Origin of the sequence: Pseudomonas sp. MH9.2 (assembly GCF_034353875.1) — a bacterium.
In the GTDB taxonomy this organism is placed as follows: Bacteria; Pseudomonadota; Gammaproteobacteria; order Pseudomonadales; family Pseudomonadaceae; genus Aquipseudomonas.
The window spans coordinates 99,135-119,081 of record NZ_CP133784.1 but is presented as its reverse complement, the minus strand read 5'-3'; the positions used below and the strand labels follow the sequence as shown (position 1 = coordinate 119,081).

Below are 19,947 nucleotides of genomic sequence, written 5' to 3'. Positions count from 1 at the left end.
CATGGCGCAATTCTCCTGATTCACCGGAGCATACGTCCGAATTTCGAGCACGAGCGCGGCGTTTTCACGCCTCGCACGGCACCCGTTGGGGCCGTTTGTTCTCGTATCCGAAGGCTACACCGTCATCAAGCCCTACCTGCGTATCACTGCGCAGCCTAACCTGACCTGACCCAAATCAAGCCTGCCAAGGAGCCCAATGAACGCCAATTCGAAATTCCTCGCCGCCACCGCCACAGTAGATGAACGCGCCATCCTGCCACTGCCCAATTCGCGCAAAATCTTTGTCGAAGGCTCACGCCCCGATATCCAAGTACCGATGCGCGAAATCAGCCAGTCCGATACCGCCGCCCCCTACGACGTGGAAAAGAACCCGCCGATTTATGTCTATGACTGCTCCGGGCCGTACACCGATCCGCAGGTCAGCATCGACATCAGTTCCGGCCTGCAAACGCCGCGCACGCCCTGGATTATTGCGCGCGCTGACAGCGAGGAGTTGGCCGGCCCAAGTTCGGCTTACGGCATTGAGCGCATGAATGACCCCACGCTTGACGACATGCGCTTTAACCTCACCCGCAAGCCGCGTCGCGCATTACCCGGTAAAAACGTCTCGCAGATGCACTACGCCCGGCAAGGCATCATCACGGCGGAGATGGAATACGTTGCAATCCGCGAAAACATGCGCCGCAAGGAGTATCTCGCAGAGCTGCAGGCATCCGGCCCGATGGGCAATCGAATGGCCGACTTGATGGGCCGACTTGATGGGCCGCCAACATCCCGGCCAGTCCCTCGGCGCCAGCATTCCGGTGGAAATAACACCCGAGTTCGTGCGCGAAGAAATTGCCCGTGGCCGCGCCATCATCCCGGTCAACATCAACCATCCAGAAATCGAACCGATGATCATCGGCCGCAATTTCTTGGTGAAGATCAACGCCAACATCGGCAACTCGGCCACCACCTCGAGCATCTGCGAAGAAGTCGACAAGCTGACCTGGGCGATCCGCTGGGGTGCCGACAATGTGATGGACCTGTCCACCGGCAAGAATATCCACGAGACGCGTGAATGGATCATCCGCAACTCGCCCGTGCCAATCGGCACCGTGCCGATTTATCAGGCGCTGGAAAAAGTCAACGGCAAGGCAGAGGACCTGACCTGGGAAATCTACCGTGACACGCTGATCGAGCAAGCCGAACAAGGCGTCGACTACTTCACCATCCACGCCGGGGTGTTGCTGGCCTATGTGCCGCTGTGTGCCAAGCGTATGACCGGCATCGTTTCACGTGGCGGCTCGATCATGGCCAAGTGGTGCATGGCGCATAACCGGGAGTCATTCCTCTACACCCATTTCGAAGACATCTGCGAGATCATGAAGGCCTATGACGTCAGCTTCAGTCTGGGTGATGGTCTGCGTCCCGGTTCGATCTACGACGCCAATGACGAAGCGCAGTTCGCCGAATTAAAAACTCTCGGCGAGCTGACCAAAATCGCCTGGAAACACGACGTGCAAGTCATGATCGAAGGCCCCGGTCACGTGCCGATGTACATGATCAAAGAAAACATGCAACTGCAGTTGGACAAGTGCCATGAGGCACCGTTCTACACCCTCGGGCCGCTACCGTCGGATGCGAGCTTAGTTGAGCAGGCAGCGTGTGCGCCTTTCAGAGAAGGTGGTGCAGCGCTTGATGAAGCAGGAGTGCCTAGTCGTCGCCAAGCCGAAACGGCGTCGATACGGTTCCTACCTCGGGGAGATCAGTCCGGCGCCGGAAAACCTCCTCAACCGCGACTTCACGGCCCTAGCTCCGAATGAGAAATGGCTGACCGACATCTCGGAGTTCCAGATCCCGGCAGGCAAGGTGTACCTGTCCCCCATGATCGACTGCTTCGATGGGAAGGTAATCAGTTGGTCGATCGGCACGCGTCCCGACGCCGAGCTTGTGAACACGATGCTGGATGCCGCTATCGAAACGGTGGCCAGCAACGATAAACGGCCTGTTGTTCACTCCGATCGTGGCGCTCACTACCGCTGGCCCGGCTGGTTATCGCGCATCGCTGATGCGAAGCTGATTCGTTCGATGTCGCGCAAAGGTTGCTCACCAGACAACTCGGCTTGTGAAGGTTTCTTCGGCCGACTGAAAACGGAACTGTTCTATCCTCGCAACTGGCAGTCAACGAGCATCGAGCAGTTCATTCAGGCCTTGGATTCATACATTCGCTGGTACAACGAAAAACGTATAAAGATTTCCCTCGGCGCGCTCAGTCCCATTGAGTATCGTGAAAGCCTGGGCTTCGCGGCATAACCAGTCCAAGTTTTTGTCCGCATCCCCGCTGGGTCAATTCGGCGTCGGCGCCAACAAACAAGTAATTGCAGGTCGATTGCAGCCTCACGAAAGGTAGAAATCGGCCAAAAGATTACGGTATTGATGCGCCTTGGGTGCCGAGAGTCTTGGGCTCTAGCTTATCCAATTGGGACATGAAGGCTACATCCAAGCCAACTGCACGCAGCGTGGTGCGTCCGTCTACCAATGCATGAACGGTGCTGGCATCCAAACGAGCATAGAGAAATTGCGCCATGGCGTTGGCTACATGCAAGGTGTCTTCATCATTCAATAGAAAGAACCGGGACTCGTGACCGGAATTGCGCAGCATCCGGTCAAATAACCGTGCTCGTTCCAAATTAGGCTGTTGCCAGTTGATGTTCAATCCATCGAACAGGGTTGCATTCACGCAGATACGGTTGAGCTGTTCAAACTCATGCCCTTCTGACAATACCGCCTCCAATTGGCCTGTGCCGCCAACTACTACTAATGACAAACCGTTGCCCCTGTCCTGCGCACTAATGCGGATGCATTGCTCAGTCAGCGCGTAAGCGGCTTGCAGACTCAAAGCAATGTTATCAACCTCCGCTGTAGCTGATTCAAAAGCACACTCGGCAATCTCTAGCTCCCGCTGCCGCTGAAATGGCTCGCCATCGTCAAGAGCGGCGGCGTAGGCATCGGCCAATGCGTCAAATTTCTCCCGGGTCTTCTCGAAGGCAAACGATGCCTTCTTGAGGCGATAAGCCAAGTCGTTTACATGGGCCTCCAGTCCAACCAGGAATGCCGGGCCAGTCATGAAAAATCGACAGCGAGAACAATTGGTCGCACCGCCCGGTACAGCCTGGAAACGGGTAACACCCGTAGTTGGGTCGGAGATCGCCAAACCTTCATGACAACGGCGGGCGGATACTAGGCAGATGCCATGATCCATGACTAGCTGGCCGACGCTGGTGCCGCTTGCCGCAGCATCCAGCGCCGAAGGGTGTCGGAAGGCGACGGCCTGCTCCAGTTCCTGTCGGCTCGCTCGACTGATGAAGCCAGCCATTTCGGTTTGCGACTTACGTTGACGCTCCAAAAGAGCTTCATCCATCCGAAGACTCATTGTTTCAGTATCGAGTTTTGTGTAGTAAAGGGTCATCAGCACCGTAGCGTGGCCAACGATCTTCATCAAGTATTCCGGCGGCATTCCCGCTTCGTACATCGCAGTAATAACCGATACTCGCATACTATGCAGGTCAAATGCAGCCGACGTGGGCTGGCCCCTTTCACGGGTCAGTATCAATTTGACATTGGCTTCATTGCTAAGCGCATCATCAGACTTTATCAGACGACGCTCCATTTCATCCATGAGCTTCAGCCACAGCCCACGTATTCGAATGTCGGTTACCGGCAGATCAGGACGATGTCCGTTGGCCGGGTCTCTGAACAGGAAAAAGTTAGACCCCATCTTAGCCAAATCATCGGCATGCTTGACCTTCTTCAATTCGACAATGTCGGACCACGCTGTAGGCCCTTTGAGAGGGTTGTACTCCTCTTGCCAGTCTCTCAGCTCAACCAGCAGTTGTAGGACATCCTTCTTTTCCCAGGGCATAACATAGCCCTTCACTAGGCTATCAACATCGGCCGTCTTGTTCGTATTGAAGTAAAATAGCGCACCTTCGCTTCCGTCTTTCCGTGTATACCGCCGGAATACTCCGCACCCTATAGACTTTCCATCAGCGGTTGGGCGGTGGACCCCCAGATTCGCTTCCCACGTCCCGTCACCCCGATAGCGATAGAAATCCCCCTCTCCGCTATCAAGCATCCGAAGCTGATAGGTTCGAGTAGGCAGCAGGAGTTTAACGAGGAGCGCAAAAGCCCGTACAGGGCTCCACACGGTCTCAAACTCTCCAGTTTCGGGGTTGAATCGGCGGAAAACATCCGTGATACGGCCTGACTCTTTCGCCCAGGCAAAATCATTTTCCGTCAGAATGTGCCTTGCAAGACTCATCAGCCGAATTGGCATTGCTTCCCGGTGTGTTTCGCATTGATTTACATTCTTGTAACTCAGTTTGGGGAGTGGGTTTGCAAAACCGGGCATTAAAATGGGCACTTCGTTGTGATCTGACAGAACACATACCTTGAACAAAACCTGACTCAGAAACTCATTGATGACTCCCATGGTTTGGCGCCCCTTGTTTCCTGGGAAGTGAAACAATGCTGTTGGTCGGTGCTCAATGTCGAAGTACTCAGCGGGATTGCGTGGAAGCTCAGGGTGCTCCAGATAGTGCTTCAGAAAATTGTTGATAGACGACTTGCGTTTACGGAAATTCGTCGTATAGGACTGCAGGTGCTCAATGCCCAACTTCGCCCACTCGTCCATCGCAGGATCTTTCGAGACCAGCCAGGTGAAGTTGTCATCCCGAGCCAGGTGGCCCATCTTGGCTTGGAGGAACCCAAAGTCTTCGGGGGTCCAGTCAATGGTTCGCTCATAATGCTCATCGTGTAAAACGCTCAGTACGCCCTGAATTCCAGGCCCACGCATCTTGTTTAGCCGACTGCGGTCCTCACTAAGATAGAACGTTTTAGGTGTTAGGTCGCCGATGCCGGCAATCCCGACTCGGGACAGGATCTGGTCGAGGATGAACTGAAAATTGGCCGTCCCCTGGCTCTTGCTTCGTTTGAGGTATTCATGAATTCTCGTCAGGTAGGACAAGGGTTGCTCGGTCAATCCTGGATTGTTCAGGTTCAGAGTCGGGGAGGCAAACGGCACCTGTTCTTTGACCGGCCAGGCGACAGCACCACAAGACCAGAGCTGCAACATCAGTGTGACCATTAAAGGCTGGCACCGTGTTACAGAAGCGTTGGCCTTGCGGTCTCGAAACTCATCAACAAGAACTACGTGCAAGGCGCTGGCCACGGCCTCTCGAGTACTGCAATTTATAAGCGCAGCCACAGCCGAGCACAGTCCAGGCGACACGCGAGGGCGAACAGCTTCGACTCTTTTCTGCCAATCAGTTGCGGCTATTGCAACCTTACTAAGGTCCACTTCGGGTGAAATCAAGTACCGGTCCATCGAGTCGTTGATGTACACAGTTCGGCCAGTAAGCTCACTGACAACTGCAGAATACTGATCAAGCTGGCAAATCTGGTTCATTCGCTTTCCTTGACTTGAGGCATGGCCGAAACCAGCAGCGGATTGATAGCAAAATATACCTAAGCAAGCTCATCCATCGATAATGTTTGGGCGCTCAAGTGATGCATTGCTCAAAGCGCCGGAATAATTGACTTCTATAAAGCGACCTTCTTCATATCCCGCACAACGTCTGACGCTAAAGCTTTTTTTATGCCTACTCGTTTTGGCCGAGTAACGCCTGGATGGCAAAAACAAAAGCCGGCGGGAAAATCTTGTCACCATGCTCGTTTTCAATACCTCCCTCCTCACCCACATGTAACCCTTGCTGGGCCAGTCGAGTACTATCAATCCCTTTGCGCAAGGCTCTAAGAAATCTGGGAGACAGACTTTTTGATTCTTGGATTGGAGCAAGCAACGCTGGCACAGTATCGACTGACGCCTGAGGCACTAATGTCGTACCTACTTTAAGCGCCTTAAAAGCTGCGTGGAGATTGTCATTGACGACCTTTAATCTCTTGGCCTCATCAAGCGCAATACGAATAGTTGCTCTAATACTGGGGTCAGTGATAAGTTCAAGAGCCTGTTCTAGGTTCGATTTTGTTTTTGCTACATACCGAGTCGAGCCGCTGACGGCATGAGCGTATGCTGAAATAATCTCACGGTAATCGGAACCTTGTGAATTCCGCAGGCTTTGAGTCTTCGGCCCGCCAACTCTCTCCAATCGGCGCCCAATTTCAGCTAAGGAATAATCCCGAAAACCTTCATCACGGATAGTTTCCAGAACTTCCCACACCCTATCTAAATTTTCGGCCTTGGAAGCCTTATTGGTTGCGGCGCGGTGGGCCTTGTATAGTTGACGAGCGTTTTTTAGAATATCTGTTGTTGTGGCTTGATGATTTAGTGTCATGCTAGCCCCAAGATGTTTGTGGCAAAAGTACTGGGTTTTAGGTTATCCAACTGGGAGACGAAAGCTTCCTCCAAGCCAACTGCACGCAGCGTGGTGCGTCCGTCTACCAATGCATGAACGGTGCTGGCATCCAAACGAGCATAGAGAAATTGCGCCATGGCGTTGGCTACGTGCAAGGCGTCTTCATCATTCAATAAAAAGAATCGGGACTCGTGACCGGAATTGCGCAGCATCCGGTCAAATAACCGTGCCCGTTCCAAATTAGGCTGTTGCCAGTTGATGTTCAATCCATCGAACAGGGTTGCATTCACGCAGATACGGTTGAGCTGTTCAAACTCATGCCCTTCTGACAATACCGCCTCCAATTGGCCTGTGCCACCAACTACAACTAATGACAAACCGTTGCCCCTGTCCTGCGCACTAATGCGGATGCATTGCTCAGTCAGCGCGTAAGCGGCTTGCAGACTCAAAGCAATGTTATCAACCTCAGTTGTAGCTGATTCAAAAGCACACTCGGCAATCTCTAACTCCCGCTGCCGATGGAATGGCTCGCCTTCGTCAAGAGCGGCTGCGTAGGCATCGGCCAATGCGTCAAATTTCTCCTGGGTCTTCTCGAAGGCAAACGATGCCTTCTTGAGGCGATAAGCCAAGTCGTTTACATGAGCCTCCAGTCCAATCAGGAATGCAGGGCCAGTCATGAAAAATCGACAGCGAGAACAATTAGTCGCACCACCCGGTACAGCCTGAAAACGGGTGACACTCTTTGCGGGGTCGCAAACCGCCAACCCTTCATGGCAGCGGCTCGCAGATACAGGGCAGATGCCATGATCCATGACCAGCAAGCCGACTCCGGTGCCGCTTGCCGCCGCATCCAGAGCCGAAGGGTGTCGGAAGGCGAAGGCGTCCTCCAGTTCTTGTCGGCTAGCTCGCTTGATGAAGCCAGCCATTTCTGACTGTGACTTGCGTTGATGCTCTATCAGCGCTTCATCTATCCGAAGGCTCAATGTTTCCGCACTGAGCTTCGTATAGTAGAGCGTCATCAATACTGTAGCATGACCTACAATTTTCATTAGGTATTCAGGTGGAACACCTTCTTCGTACATAGCAGTAATAATCGACACTCTAAGGCTGTGCAGGTCAAAAACGGCTGACGAGGGCTGCCCTGTTTTTTTGTCTCTAGTTGAAATAATGCGAATTGGATTTCCATCGCTCAAAGTCTCACCAGCATTTGCCAGTCGCTTTTCCATCTCCTCCATTAGCTTCAGCCAAAGCCCGCGTACTCGAACGTCGGTTACCGGTAAATCCGGGCGCTTTATATTGGCAGGGTCTCGAAACAAAAAGAAACTAGACCCAATTTTCAACAACTCATCGGAATGTTTTACTTTTTTCAGTTCAGTAAGGTCTGACCACGCGGAGGGCCCTTTTACTGGATTGAACTTCTCCTGCCAGTTTCTTAGCTCAACTAGCAATTGCAACGCGTCCTTCTTTTCCCAACGCATAACATAGCCCATCACACTACTATCTATATCAGCCGTCTTGTTCGTATTGAAGTAAAATATCGCACCTTCACTCCCGTCTTTTCGGGTATATCGCCGGAATACTCCGCGCTCTACGAGTTCTCCGCTAGCGGATGGATGGAGGGCGCGCATGTTCGTCTCCCACATCCCATCACCTCGATAGCGATAGGTATCCCCCTCACCACTATCAAGCATCCGAACTTGGTAGGTTCGGGCTGGCAGCAGGAGTTTCATGAGAATTGCATAAACCCGTATAGGGCTCCATATAGTCTCAAACTCTCCAGTTTCGGGATTGAGTCGGCGGAAGACATCCTTAATGCGACCCACTTCTTTCGCCCACGCAAAATCGTTATCCATCAGAATATGCATAGCGAGGCTAATTAGTCGAGTTGGCATTGCTTCACGGTGCGTCTCACCTAAATTTGTGCTCTTGTAACTTGGCTTGGGAAGTGGATTTGCAAAGCCGGGCATCAAAATTGGTACTTCATTATGGCCTGGCAGAGCACAGACCTTGAACAACACCTGATTGAGAAATTCATAAATGACCGGCATGGATTTAAGACCCTTTCGTCCCGGGATATTAAACAGTGCCGCCGGCCGGAGCCGAATGTCAAAATATTCAGCGGGATTACGTGGAAGCTCAGGATGCTCCAAGTAGTAATCCAGAAAATGTTTTACGGCCCACTTTCGCGAATAGAAGTTAGTCGGATTGGTCTGTAGGTGCTCAATGCCCAACTTGGCCCACTCGGTCATCGCAGGATCTTTCGAAATCAGCCAGGTGAAGTTATCATCCCGAACCATGCGGGCCAAATTGGCTTGGAGGAACCCGAAGTCTTCGGGTGTCCAGCCGATGGTTTGCTTATAATGCTCATCGCGTACAACGCTCAATACAGCCTGTATACCGAGCGAGCGTAACTTTCCCTTCCGGCTTCGTTCTTCGCTGAGGTAGAACGTTTTGGGGGTTAGGTCACCAATGGTGACAATTCCAACTCGAGACAGGATCTGGTCGAGCACGAATCGAAAAGTGGTTGGGTCATCGCTGCCTCCTCGGTTGAGGTATGCGCGAATTGTGGTTAGATAGGATAAGGGCCCCTCGGTGAAGCCCGCGTTTTTTAACATAAGCGGAATATTGCCGAATGGGACTTGCTCCATGACCGGCCAGGCTACTGCACCACAAGACCAGAGCTGCAACATTAGTGTAACCAGAAGCGACTCACAACTTACTACCGAGCTGGAGTGCAAAAGGTCTCGATACTCAGTCACAAGAACTGTGTGCAAGGCTCTAGACAAGGCCTCACGAGTGCAGCAATCTGCAAGCTCAGCCACCGCGGAGTACATACGAAGCGGTGGCCAATCACTAGGTTGAGTTGCCTTGACTCTCGCCTGCCAGTCAGCAACGACCACTGCAACCTTGCATAAATCTATGTCAGGTGAGATCAAATACTGGTCCATTGAATCGTTGATGTACACGGTTCGGCCCGTTAGTTCACTGACAACGGTAGTATATTGGTCAAGTTGGCATATCTGGGGCATTCGCTATCCTTGATTCGCTTTCCTTGAAAAATGGCAAGGTCGAAACTGACAGCCGCCGGTCAATGGCATCAGCTACCTGAGCCAAGCTCATTTGACGATAAACCTCTTGGCTTTTAGCGTTCAGGTGATGCATGGCGACTTGGCCTTCCTTATCGCCCAACCCAAGCTCATTGAGCCATTGACCATAGCGGTGCCGCAGTCCATGACTCGAAGTACCAGCCCATTTGGCGGGTATCAGGTCGGCACGTCGAACTGCGGCCCTGAATGAATCGTCAAATCCCTTGACCCCAAGTGGCTGAGCATCCTTCGTGAGAAAGGCCCAAGGCGCTCGCGGTGTAACGGGCCGAACATGCTGAATGTAAAGTCGCCACAGAGTTAAAAAAAGGCGCCCAGCATTCTTATCAATCCAGAACACCTGAAAAGCCTTTCGTTCTGCATGGGTAAGCAAGCACCCTTTCCAGCCAGCATGCCTGCGCCCTGTTTCTAAAGTGAGAGGCTTTCGTCCTGAGCAGAAGCGTTGCAGGAAATCTCCTCTAGAAGTTTTAAGTTGATTGCCGCTAATAGGGTCTGTGTAACAGACCATTCCATCACTAGGCTCATGTATCAGAACCAGAGCCATGTCAGAGGCGCTCGGGTCTACGAAGACGTCATCCGCCCAGAGATGGAGAGGTTCCGAGGCTCGACACCCTCCATAGGCGCAAAGCAGAGTGATCAGAATGTCTCGCAGGTTATATTTCACCCAAGGACGCGGGTCGTTCTGTTTTCCTGGGTTAATAAATCCACACCAAAGCAAGTCGTCTATGCACTCGCTAGGGTAGGCTTTTGCCTCTGGCAAAACATCGTTTCGGCTCCTTGGAATGCCAGCCTGTCGCCCGGCCATAGCTTCAAAAGCTGATCCAGGACGACTCTTAATGCTAGCCAATAGAGAGCTGGCTTTCTTATTGTCCCATTTGCGCCAGAATATAAGCTGATCAGTAAATGAAGCTTGGTGATGAATCGGGTTCAGCATCATGGCGCCATAGCGCTCACTGAGCCAGTCAGTAAACTCCAATAGCGCTCGAGTCAGTCGCTTCAGATTCTGATGAGTGGTGGGCGACCAGTGGAGACCATGGGCATCGTGACCGTCCTGATAGGTACCGAAACGTAGGTCATACACGAATGCGGTGTACAGGAGACTACGTTTCGATGTCTCTTTGAATTCATCCGTACGAATGGACAACCACTCAATGAACCGACCAACTGCTTGGGCGTAGGTACGCTCGGCCGAAATAGACAGACATCTTTCCCGAAAGAATTCCAACAACGGCTGAAAAGGAGAAACGCCCACAATGAGCAATATCGTGGGCGTACAAGCACGAATTTTGTCTTGAACGACAACAGTCTCCGTATTGATCATTAAGACAATGGCCTCTCGACGCTCAGGAGCGATTAACCGAGCCGTATACGGGAAGATTGTCCAATAGATTAAGCCCCGTAGTTTTCACGAACGTGGCATAGTCCATCGGTCTCTCAATCCGGGCTTCCGCATTGGGTAGCACGTAGGCCCAAGCCCGCTTAGATGAATCATCATAGACCAGTTTGAACAGGCGGGTCGGCACCCAGACCTTGTTGTCGCCAATGGTGGTGTGGCCCGGGTCAAACAACGAGCCGGTAAAGACAAAGACATTGCCCTTGGCGCGCTTGACGAACTTCCTCACATCAGCCTCGACCTTGCTCCAGATCTTCCGATTGTTGGTGGGGTCTTGCGATCTGGGGCCTAAAGAAAGTTAGGACGGATAATACAGGTATGAAGCTTTGATGGGTGTTGACGCTGACGCCGAAATGACCCAGTTGCCGAGATGTTAGTGACCCAGCCTGATTCCTCGAAAAACATTGCCTTCGCAGGGTTTGTGCCAATTTGGAGGTGGGACAGTCGTGCGTCGGCACCTGGGTCAATTCGGCATCGGCCTCAACAGTGAGTAGGTTCTTCAGTGGTGGTCGTGCCTGAGTTCGGGCCAGCTGAAAGTCCGACTTTTTCAACAGAATCGGCCGTTCTCTGCCGGTCGTCACGACGGCGTGTATAGGTCAAGTCGAATGCAAACTACTGGTCAGTGGCAATGCAAATGGGTGGTCAAATCCATGCAATTACGCATCTCTATCGAGATACTGGAAGACAAGGCGCTGGAGGCATTTATGGAGACTGCGTTTAACTGAAAAATGCTGCGATGGGCGTGGGGCATCGTGCGTACAATGCGCCTCCCCTAATTTGCTAATGCTTTCCAATGAAAAAATTGCTGTCTGTAGTAACGCTGGCTCTCTTTGTAATTACCTCCGCCTTCTCAAGCCCTCCATCGACCTTTTCCGAAGCTAAGGTCGTAGCGAAACAGAAAATTTACCTAGACCAGGCGAACAGCTCCATGGGCGAGTTGTATTGCGGCTGCAAATGGACGTGGGTTGGCAAATCAGGTGGTCGTATCGATGCTGAGTCATGCGGCCTTAAGGCCAGAAAGCAAGAGAATCGGGCAGAGCGCACTGAGTGGGAACACATAGTTCCAGCCTGGACATTCGGTAACCAACGCCAATGTTGGAAGAACGGTGGTCGAGAGCATTGCGTAGACGATGACCCAGTTTTTCGAGCGATGGAGGCCAACCTTTTTAACCTCTATCCATCTGTAGGTGAGGTGAATGGCGACCGTAGCAATTTCAACTATGGTATGGCCACCGGCGTAGCGCCGCAGTATGGGCAATGTAAGACGCGGGTTGATTTCGATCAACGTGCTGCAGAACCACGTGACGAGGTGAAAGGACTGGTCGCCAGGACAACCTTTTACATGTTCGACAGATACAACCTCAGTATGTCTCGTCAACAGCAACAACTACTGATGGCCTGGGACAAGCAGTACCCGGTTTCGGCGTGGGAGAAAGAGCGGGATAAACGCATTGCAGCAATCATGGGGCACTCCAATCCATTCGTAACTGGCGAGCGTCGATGGTCGCATGGATACAAAGCGGTTGGGGATGGGGTAGTTAGCGCCATTCCAGTTAGTCCTCAGAGGGCACCAGTCCAGCCAACCCTAGCAAGCGCGAGCGGAGTAGGTTCTATCATTGGCAACCGGAAAAGCCAGGTCTACCACCTCTCAATGGGGTGCCCTGGTTATAGTCAGGTGTCTGCGAAAAACCAAATATCTTTTGATTCTGAATCCGCGGCACAGGCGGCTGGTTATCGAAAGGCTGGCAACTGCAAATAGTTGCTCCTTGTGGGAAGGATGCGGGCACGGCGCTAGGCGTGCTCAATGCTTTTGGCAAAACCACCTTCCACGTAGGCGCTCAGCTCGTTGCTGAGCTCCTCCCCTTTGGCGTCCTGCAATTGGGTTGCATTAAGCCGTTCGACCACCACCAACGGTGTCTTGCTGACTTGTGAGTACAGCACCGCGAAGTTATCAGAGCACAGAGCAAGAGGTTTCATCGCGGCAGGCACGGTCGCCGTGTTGATCGGTTTGGTGGCCGGGAATAGCTCGGAACAGCCGTCAAACGAGGTCTGTTTCTGTTTGTTTGAATAGAGTGCCAAGGCCGCGCCCTGGCTGATCGAGCCCGAGCGGGACACGTGCTCCTGGTGCTGGGCGGGCGCTTTGAGGAAATCAAGCAGACTGCGGGGTTGCGCCCGGTGGAGAGCAAAACAAGGGCCGACAGCCCAACTACAATTTTGCGTAGGTACATGCTTTAAATCTTCGAATTGGATCGAGTATGCGAAATTGAGTATTAGTACTCAATGGAGAGGTACGCACTTAAGCGTTGAGTATACTTTTCACCGGGTTTTGTTGGTGACCACGATCCACTGCCGGATGTTGGCCACGGTAGTCACTCAACTCTGCCCGCCCGCTCTTGGGAATACGTGGGTCCGGATAGAACTGATTGGTTCGTTCCTCTCCCTTGGCATCATTTAGCTGGGCTGAATTAAGGCGCTCAACTACAACCATCGGCGTCTTGCTGGTTTGCGAGTACAGCACCGCAAAGTTGTCGGAACACAGGGCCAAAGGCTTCATCGCTGCTGGCACAGTAGCCATGCTTATCGGCTTGGCTGCCGGGAACAGGTCGGCACACCCATCAAACGATGCCTGTTTCTCTTTGCTTGAATAGAGGTCAATCGCCACGCTCTGGCTGATTGAGCCAGAGCGATGCCCTTGCTCTTGATGCTGGCTGGGCGGGTTGATGAAGTCCAGCAGGCTGCGAGCTTCTGCCGCACCCGTCGTGAACAAAATAAGGGCCGACAGCCCCACTGCAATTTTGCGTAGGTTCATGCTTAACATCTTCGAATTGGATTGAGGAGGATACTTACGACAAAGCCCCGAGTCACGGGGCTTGAGGGGAAGCGGTTCTGATTATGCTGCGGCGAGCATGTTTTCAATATCCTTTATCACACGACTGATTCTGGTTCGGTCTACTCGATCATGCGTTCTCATTATTTGATCGGGTAAACGAATACCGATCGATATCAGACCTAAGCTGCCAACCTTGGCTGTGCCAATAGTCAGCAGCTGTCGTATTTGTCTTGAACACGTCGAGATGACATTTAAGTATTCCGTGTTTCTCAAGAGTTGAAAGACAGCGCTCCACCAACGCGTTTGCTATGCCTTGACGCCGATACTGGGGAAGGACAATCAAATGCTGCAAATATCCTCTGCGGCCGTCGTGTCCAGACATGATGCAACCGCAAAGAGCGGTTCCGGCTTCAGCAACGAAGCTCATCCCGGGATTTCGTTCTAAATAACTCGAGGTCGATTCACGAGAGTCCGCTGCACGAAAGGAGATGCCTGGAGTACGCTTCATGAGGTCGATGACGGCATCGTAATCGTCCATAGTCATGACACGGATATTGATCATAGGGTTGAGCCTGGCTTTGCTAATTTCCGGGCTTGGCAGACTAGCAGAAACAACTCAGACGTTTCCCAAACGACCACTCTCCCAACATACATCTGAAGGCACAGCGCTGAAATCGCAGCTCCCGAGAGCCAGTCCAGGCTCGCGGCATGGACTGACTCAAACCGAGTGAAGGCAAGCGTGAGGTAATTTGAGCGTTTATTGGATTGGCCATTGCTATCCTGACCAACCTTTCATCAGTCAACGTCATTTTCATCCCTTCGGATAGTCTTCCACGGCCCCGTCATAGGCCGAGATATCGCCGCAGTCTCGCGGGATAGTAGTTTTCCATCTTGCCCCCCTTCCCCCGGATCAAAATCGTTCTAAAAAATCCGGCTAACGCTTAGGACTTTTTGCTATTCTGAAGTTGTAGGTGAAGACGCAGACTGATGCGCAAGAGGATAGCAAGGAAACGTGGGGCGCGTTCCGAAGGGTACACGGTTAGAAAGATCTCCGCGCTGAGATCCAGCCCTTACGCCGTGTGAAGCAGAAAGGCACAAAACTTTTCTGTGAGAGGCCTGATAAACCTTGTAAGCCGGAGACCAGCGCCGGCCACCTACTTGATTTTCAAAGCCCGCCATGTGCGGGCTTTTTCGTAGTGCGCCAAGCGATTCTCAGGAAGATTGTTTATGCCCATTGAGACCTTGCGCAGAGGGTGGACTGTCCACCCACGGCCGCGCCGCGCCGCGCCCAAGGCTTACACGTAGCGGCTTTCGTTTTTTTAAACCTTATTTCCGTCCTCGAATAGCCAACTCAAATGTTGGGTGAACGCCTCCTGTCTCTTCAAGAAACCCAAACTTGGCACCCGCTCTATACTTTAAAAATGATTACGCTTGATGCCACGCGCAGTCGTGTTCAATGTATTCCGCGCAATGTGTCGAGCGGTCGTTCACGCAGGCTTCTTGGCCTGCCTTCTTATGAGGAGAACATCATGGCCCGCAAATACATCGATTGCCGCGAATTCCCGAGCGAAATCAACTGCTCGATCGCGCTATCCGCAGACTCTGAAAAAGAATTGCTTGAGGCGGCTGCACAGCATGCGGTCACTGTTCATAAGCATACCGATTCACCGGAGTTACGCGCACAACTGAAGACTCTATTTCACGACGGCACACCGCCTGTTGAATCACCACGTCACGCGTAGCCTTTGGCACCTTGTCAAAACGCCCCACTCCGTGAGGCGTTTCGACTACCTCTATCAATTAAACGTTATACGCCCGCTCATCATGCTCCGCGAGGTCAAGCCCCATCGTTTCATTCTCTTCGCTGGCACGCAGGCCTATGGTCCACTCCAGCACTTTGAGGAGGGTCATGCTCACGACAAAGCAGTAAACGAAGGTGAAGCTGACGCCCTTCAATTGGGTCAGTAGCTGAGCACCGATGTCCAGGTTCTCGACATAACCGCCCAACGAAGGAGACGCGAATACTGCGGTCAGTAGTGCGCCGACGATTCCGCCGATGCCGTGCAGACTGAACACGTCCAGCGTGTCGTCATAACCCAGTTTCTGCTTGAGCTGGCTGACGCCGAAGAAACACACCGCGCCGGTGATCAAGCCTATTGCAATGGCGCCCGCCGGACCAACATAGGCACAGGCTGGGGTGATGCCGACAAGACCGGCCAAAGCACCGGATGCCGCGCCCAAGGCACTGGGACGGCCATGAATCAGGGTTTCGGTGAGCATCCAGCCGACAACACCTGCGCAGGCTGCGACTTGGGTCGTGAGCATGATGATACCCGCGCCAGTATTCACCGCAGCGCCCGAACCAATGTTGAAGCCGAACCAGCCAACCCACAGCAAACCGGCCCCCATCAGGGTGAAGCCCAGGTTATGCGGGGGCATGGCAAGGTTCGGGTAACCTTTGCGCTTGCCCAGTACCAGGCACGCCGCCAGCGCCGCAACGCCCGCATTGATATGCACCGCAGTGCCGCCGGCGAAATCCAGAACGCCCCAGTTGACCATCAACCCCCCAGGTCCGCCCCAGATCATGTGTGCGATAGGCGCATAGACGAAGGTGAACCACAGCGCCATAAACGCCACGGCCGCGCTGAACTTCATGCGTTCGGCGAAACCACCGGCAATCAGCGCCGGCGTGATGATCGCAAAGGACATCTGAAACACGCTGTAGACGCCTTCGGGAATGTTGCCCACCAGACTGTCATGGGTCATGTCGAGCATGAATACCTTGCTCAAGCCGCCGATGAAGCTGTGCAGATTGACTTCACCAGCGACCATCCCCGTCGCATCAACGACGATGCTGTAGCCGTAGACCACCCACAGCACGCCGATCACGCCAGCGACCGCGAACAACTGGGTGAACACCGAAAGAAAGTTCTTGGCCCGGACCATGCCGCCATAAAACAACGCCAGGCCCGGAATACACATCAACAACACGAACATCGTCGCGGTCATCATCCAGGCGGTGGTGCCGGTGTCCAGAGTAACGTCGGCTGCCGAGGCCAATGGCGACAAGCTCAATGCGAGCAGCGCCAGGGTCGTCCTTGAAAGAGGTCGTATAAACGAGTCAGAAATCATAGTCAGCAAGCTCCATAAACAGGGAAGTCGACACAAGGGACTGGCAGAAAGAGGGATCGCGAGGCCCTGCAGGCTCGCGGTGCATACGGATCTGTGCCCGTTGGCAGCTAGAGAAAACGCCGCCCATCACGGCGGCGTCGAAAAGTCAGTATTTTTGACCCGGTATCCACGAGGTCCCGGCCAATGGCACGCGGGCCATGGCGGCGGCTTCGACGGTCAAGGCCACCAGGTCCTCGGGGTCGAGGTTGTGCAGGTGTGACTTGCCGCAGGCACGGGCCATGGTCTGTGCTTCGAGGACCAATACTCGCAGGTAGTTAGCCAAGTGACGCCCCCCTTCCACAGGATCCAGACGCTTCGACAGCTCCGGGTCCTGAGTGGTGATGCCCGCCGGGTCACGACCGTTCTGCCAGTCGTCATAGAACCCCGCCGCCGAGCCGAGCTTGCGCAATTCCTCGTCCAGACGCGGATGGTTGTCACCCAGTGCGATCAACGCCGCCGTACCGATGGCCACCGCATCAGCGCCGAGGGCCATGGCTTTTGCCACGTCGGCACCGTTGCGGATACCGCCAGAGACGATCAGTTGCACCTTGCGGTGCATGCCCATTTCCTGCAACGCCTGAACCGCTTGCGGGATAGCCGGCAGAATCGGGATGCCAACGTGCTCAATGAACACTTCCTGAGTCGCTGCGGTACCGCCTTGCATGCCGTCGAGCACGATCACGTCGGCACCGGCTTTAACCGCGAGTTTGACGTCGTAGTACGGACGGCTGGCGCCGATTTTGACGTAGATCGGTTTCTCCCAATCGGTGATTTCACGGATCTCTGCAATTTTGATCGCCAGGTCGTCCGGGCCAGTCCAGTCCGGGTGACGGCAGGCGCTGCGCTGGTCGACACCGATGGGCAATGTGCGCATGCCGGCGACACGTTCGGTGACTTTCATCCCCAGCAACATACCGCCACCACCTGGCTTGGCGCCCTGCCCCAGGACGATTTCGATGGCATCCGCCTTGCGCAGGTCATCGGGGTTCATGCCGTAACGCGATGGCAGGTACTGATAAACCAGCTGCTCGGACTGACCGCGCTCTTCCGGGGTCATACCGCCATCACCCGTGGCGGTGCTGGTCCCGGCGATGGTCGCGCCCCGGCCCAATGCTTCTTTGGCGTTGGCCGACAGTGCACCGAAGCTCATGCCCGCGATGGTTATCGGGATTTTCAAGTGCAGGGGTTTCTTGGCGAAGCGATTGCCGAGGATTACGTCAGTGCCGCACTTTTCACGATAACCTTCCAGCGGGTAGCGGGAAACACTGGCGCCCAGCAGCAGCAAGTCATCGAAATGCGGCAGCTTGCGCTTGGTACCGCCCCCGCGAATGTCGTAGATGCCGGTTTCGGCGGCACGCTGGATTTCCTGAATGGTCAGACGGTCGAAGGTCGCGGATTCGCGCAGGACCGGAGTGGGTTTGTCGCTCATGGTGTACTCCTTGATACGCGAATTAATACGCGGATGCGTTATCGACTTTGAAGTTGTAAAGCTGACGGGCTGAGCCGTAGCGCTTGAAATCGGCTGCCTTGTGGTCGAAACCGGCACGATTGAGCAGTTCCTGCAGTTCTTCCAGGTGCTCAGCGCGCATCTCTTTCTCGATGCAGTCCGAGCCCAGGGATTCCACTTTCCCCTTCACGTAGATGTGGGTTTCGTACAGCGAATCACCCAAGGCATCGCCTGCATCGCCGCACACCACCAAGCGTCCGGCCTGGCCCATGAAGCAGCTCATGTGGCCAATGCTGCCGCCGACCACGATGTCGATGCCTTTCATGGAGATGCCACAACGGGCACCCGCGTCGCCTTCGATCACCAGCAAGCCGCCATGAGCGGTGGCGCCAGCAGCCTGGGAGGCACTGCCCTTGACCCGCACCGAACCGGACATCATGTTTTCCGCCACGCCGGTGCCGACGTTGCCGTGCACGGTGATGTGGGCCTTCTTGTTCATGCCTGCGCAGTAGTAACCGGCGTGACCCTGAATATCGATGGACAGCTCTTGATCGACGCCCACCGCGAGGTTGTGTTTGCCATTGGAATGGGTCACGACCCACTCCGCATCAGTCAATTGTTTGGCCTGATCGTGCAGCCCCTGATTGAGCTCGCGTACTTCACTGACAGATAGATCGATAGCTTTCATACGGTGCTCCTCAGGCGCTTTGGCGTTCCCAGATGTACATGGTTGAAGGTGCTGGTTCCCAGACCTTGGCGTTCTCGATGCCAGGCAGGCTGGACAGCGCCTGGTATTCCGAGGCCATGGCGACGTAGTCATCGGTCTCGGCCAAAATCGCGGGCTTGCACGCGATCGGATCACGAATCACCGCGAAACCGTTGCGGGTGCCAATGGCAAAGGTGAAAAAGCCGTCGAGGTTTTCCAGGGAGTTGTCCAAGGCTTGCTTGAGCGAGTCGCCCTGTTGCAGGCGCCAGGCCAAGTAACCCGCCGCCACTTCAGTGTCGTTTTCGGTCTGGAACACGATCCCTTCGCGCTTGAGCTCTTGGCGCAGACGGAAGTGGTTGGACAACGAGCCGTTGTGCACCAGGCATAGGTCGGCGCCGGTCGAAAACGGGTGACTGCCTTCCATGGTCACAGCACTTTCGGTGGCCATGCGGGTGTGACCAATGATGTGGCTGCCTTTCATGCCTTTAAGGTTGAAGCGCTCGGAGATCTCTTTCGGCAAGCCCATGCCCTTGAGGATCTCGATGCTCTGCCCGGCGCTCATGATGCGCACGGTCGGCGCCAGCTCGGCCAACGCGTTGCGGACCAACGCCTCTTCTGTCTTGATTTTCAATACCACGGCGGTCGCGTTCTGGAACCACTCCAGGGAGCAACCCAGGCGCCCTTCCAGTTCGCCCATCAGGGTCTTCCAGTCCTGGTCCTCTGTGGTCGCCTGCAATGTCAGCTTGATCCAGCCATCCGCGACTTCATCGCCATAGATGGCAAAGCCGGCGCTGTCCGGGCCACGGTCGGTCATCGACAGCAGCATGGGTTCGAAGAGCTTGCCGAGCTGGGACTCCAGCACCGGGTTCTTCAAGTACAGACCTACGATTCCGCACATACACTTTCTCCTGCTTGGCAGCCGGTTCCTGATTCAAAAGAC

The 19,947-nt window shown here is 54.1% G+C and carries 11 protein-coding genes and 5 pseudogenes; 4 read left to right on the top strand and 12 right to left on the bottom strand.

Going from position 1 to position 19,947, the window contains the following annotated elements; all coding sequences use genetic code 11:
- Positions 1–196: 196 nt before the first annotated feature.
- Positions 197–1,622 (top strand): annotated as a pseudogene (gene thiC, locus RHM55_RS00505) (phosphomethylpyrimidine synthase ThiC); the annotation flags it as partial.
- Positions 1,623–1,632: 10 nt separating this feature from the next.
- Positions 1,633–2,295 (top strand): annotated as a pseudogene (locus RHM55_RS00500) (IS3 family transposase); the annotation flags it as partial.
- Positions 2,296–2,407: 112 nt separating this feature from the next.
- Here RHM55_RS00500 and RHM55_RS00495 read toward each other — a convergent pair.
- The 5 genes and pseudogenes from RHM55_RS00495 to RHM55_RS00475 all read right to left on the bottom strand — a co-directional run.
- Positions 2,408–5,449 (bottom strand): VPA1269 family protein, encoded by a 3,042-nt coding sequence (locus RHM55_RS00495; protein WP_322179019.1) that lies wholly within the window; start codon positions 5,447–5,449, stop codon positions 2,408–2,410.
- A gap of 193 nt (positions 5,450–5,642) precedes the next feature.
- On the bottom strand, positions 5,643–6,335 hold the full coding sequence (gene gmtX / locus RHM55_RS00490; RefSeq protein WP_322179018.1) for a gamma-mobile-trio protein GmtX: 693 nt from the start codon (positions 6,333–6,335) through the stop codon (positions 5,643–5,645).
- Positions 6,332–9,046, bottom strand: coding sequence for a VPA1269 family protein (locus RHM55_RS00485; RefSeq protein ID WP_322179017.1), 2,715 nt, complete (start codon positions 9,044–9,046; stop codon positions 6,332–6,334). The genes gmtX and RHM55_RS00485 overlap by 4 nt, the downstream gene beginning before the upstream one ends.
- A 316-nt stretch (positions 9,047–9,362) precedes the next feature.
- Positions 9,363–10,781 (bottom strand): gamma-mobile-trio recombinase GmtY, encoded by a 1,419-nt coding sequence (gmtY, locus tag RHM55_RS00480; protein ID WP_322179016.1) that lies wholly within the window; start codon positions 10,779–10,781, stop codon positions 9,363–9,365.
- 22 nt (positions 10,782–10,803) lie between these two features.
- Positions 10,804–11,130, bottom strand: a pseudogene (locus RHM55_RS00475) (DNA/RNA non-specific endonuclease); the annotation flags it as partial.
- A 516-nt stretch (positions 11,131–11,646) separates the two neighbouring features.
- Here RHM55_RS00475 and RHM55_RS00470 point away from each other — a divergent pair.
- Positions 11,647–12,612, top strand: a complete 966-nt coding sequence (locus RHM55_RS00470) for an endonuclease (protein WP_322179015.1) — start codon at positions 11,647–11,649, stop codon at positions 12,610–12,612.
- 83 nt (positions 12,613–12,695) lie between these two features.
- Here RHM55_RS00470 and RHM55_RS00465 read toward each other — a convergent pair.
- From RHM55_RS00465 to RHM55_RS00455, 3 genes and pseudogenes are all read right to left on the bottom strand, one after another.
- Positions 12,696–13,081 (bottom strand): annotated as a pseudogene (locus RHM55_RS00465) (DNA/RNA non-specific endonuclease); the annotation flags it as partial.
- A gap of 101 nt (positions 13,082–13,182) precedes the next feature.
- Positions 13,183–13,662, bottom strand: a pseudogene (locus RHM55_RS00460) (DNA/RNA non-specific endonuclease); the annotation flags it as partial.
- Positions 13,663–13,810: 148 nt separating this feature from the next.
- On the bottom strand, positions 13,811–14,245 hold the full coding sequence (locus tag RHM55_RS00455) for a GNAT family N-acetyltransferase (RefSeq protein WP_322179014.1): 435 nt from the start codon (positions 14,243–14,245) through the stop codon (positions 13,811–13,813).
- A 967-nt stretch (positions 14,246–15,212) separates the two neighbouring features.
- Here RHM55_RS00455 and RHM55_RS00450 point away from each other — a divergent pair.
- Entirely contained in the window at positions 15,213–15,425 is a 213-nt protein-coding gene (locus tag RHM55_RS00450) for a DUF1059 domain-containing protein (protein WP_322183135.1), read from the top strand.
- Between the two features lie 58 nt (positions 15,426–15,483).
- On the opposite strand, the gene RHM55_RS00445 is transcribed toward RHM55_RS00450, so the two are convergent.
- From RHM55_RS00445 to RHM55_RS00430, 4 genes are all read right to left on the bottom strand, one after another.
- Positions 15,484–16,815 (bottom strand): ammonium transporter, encoded by a 1,332-nt coding sequence (locus RHM55_RS00445; protein ID WP_322179013.1) that lies wholly within the window; start codon positions 16,813–16,815, stop codon positions 15,484–15,486.
- Positions 16,816–16,960: 145 nt separating this feature from the next.
- Positions 16,961–18,283, bottom strand: coding sequence for an FMN-binding glutamate synthase family protein (locus RHM55_RS00440; RefSeq protein ID WP_322179012.1), 1,323 nt, complete (start codon positions 18,281–18,283; stop codon positions 16,961–16,963).
- A gap of 22 nt (positions 18,284–18,305) precedes the next feature.
- The gene (locus tag RHM55_RS00435; RefSeq protein WP_322179011.1) at positions 18,306–18,989 is read right to left on the bottom strand and encodes a protein glxC; all 684 of its coding nucleotides are present in this window, start codon (positions 18,987–18,989) and stop codon (positions 18,306–18,308) included.
- A gap of 10 nt (positions 18,990–18,999) precedes the next feature.
- Positions 19,000–19,905, bottom strand: coding sequence for a glutamine amidotransferase family protein (locus RHM55_RS00430; RefSeq protein WP_322179010.1), 906 nt, complete (start codon positions 19,903–19,905; stop codon positions 19,000–19,002).
- Between the last annotated feature and the right edge of the window lie 42 nt (positions 19,906–19,947).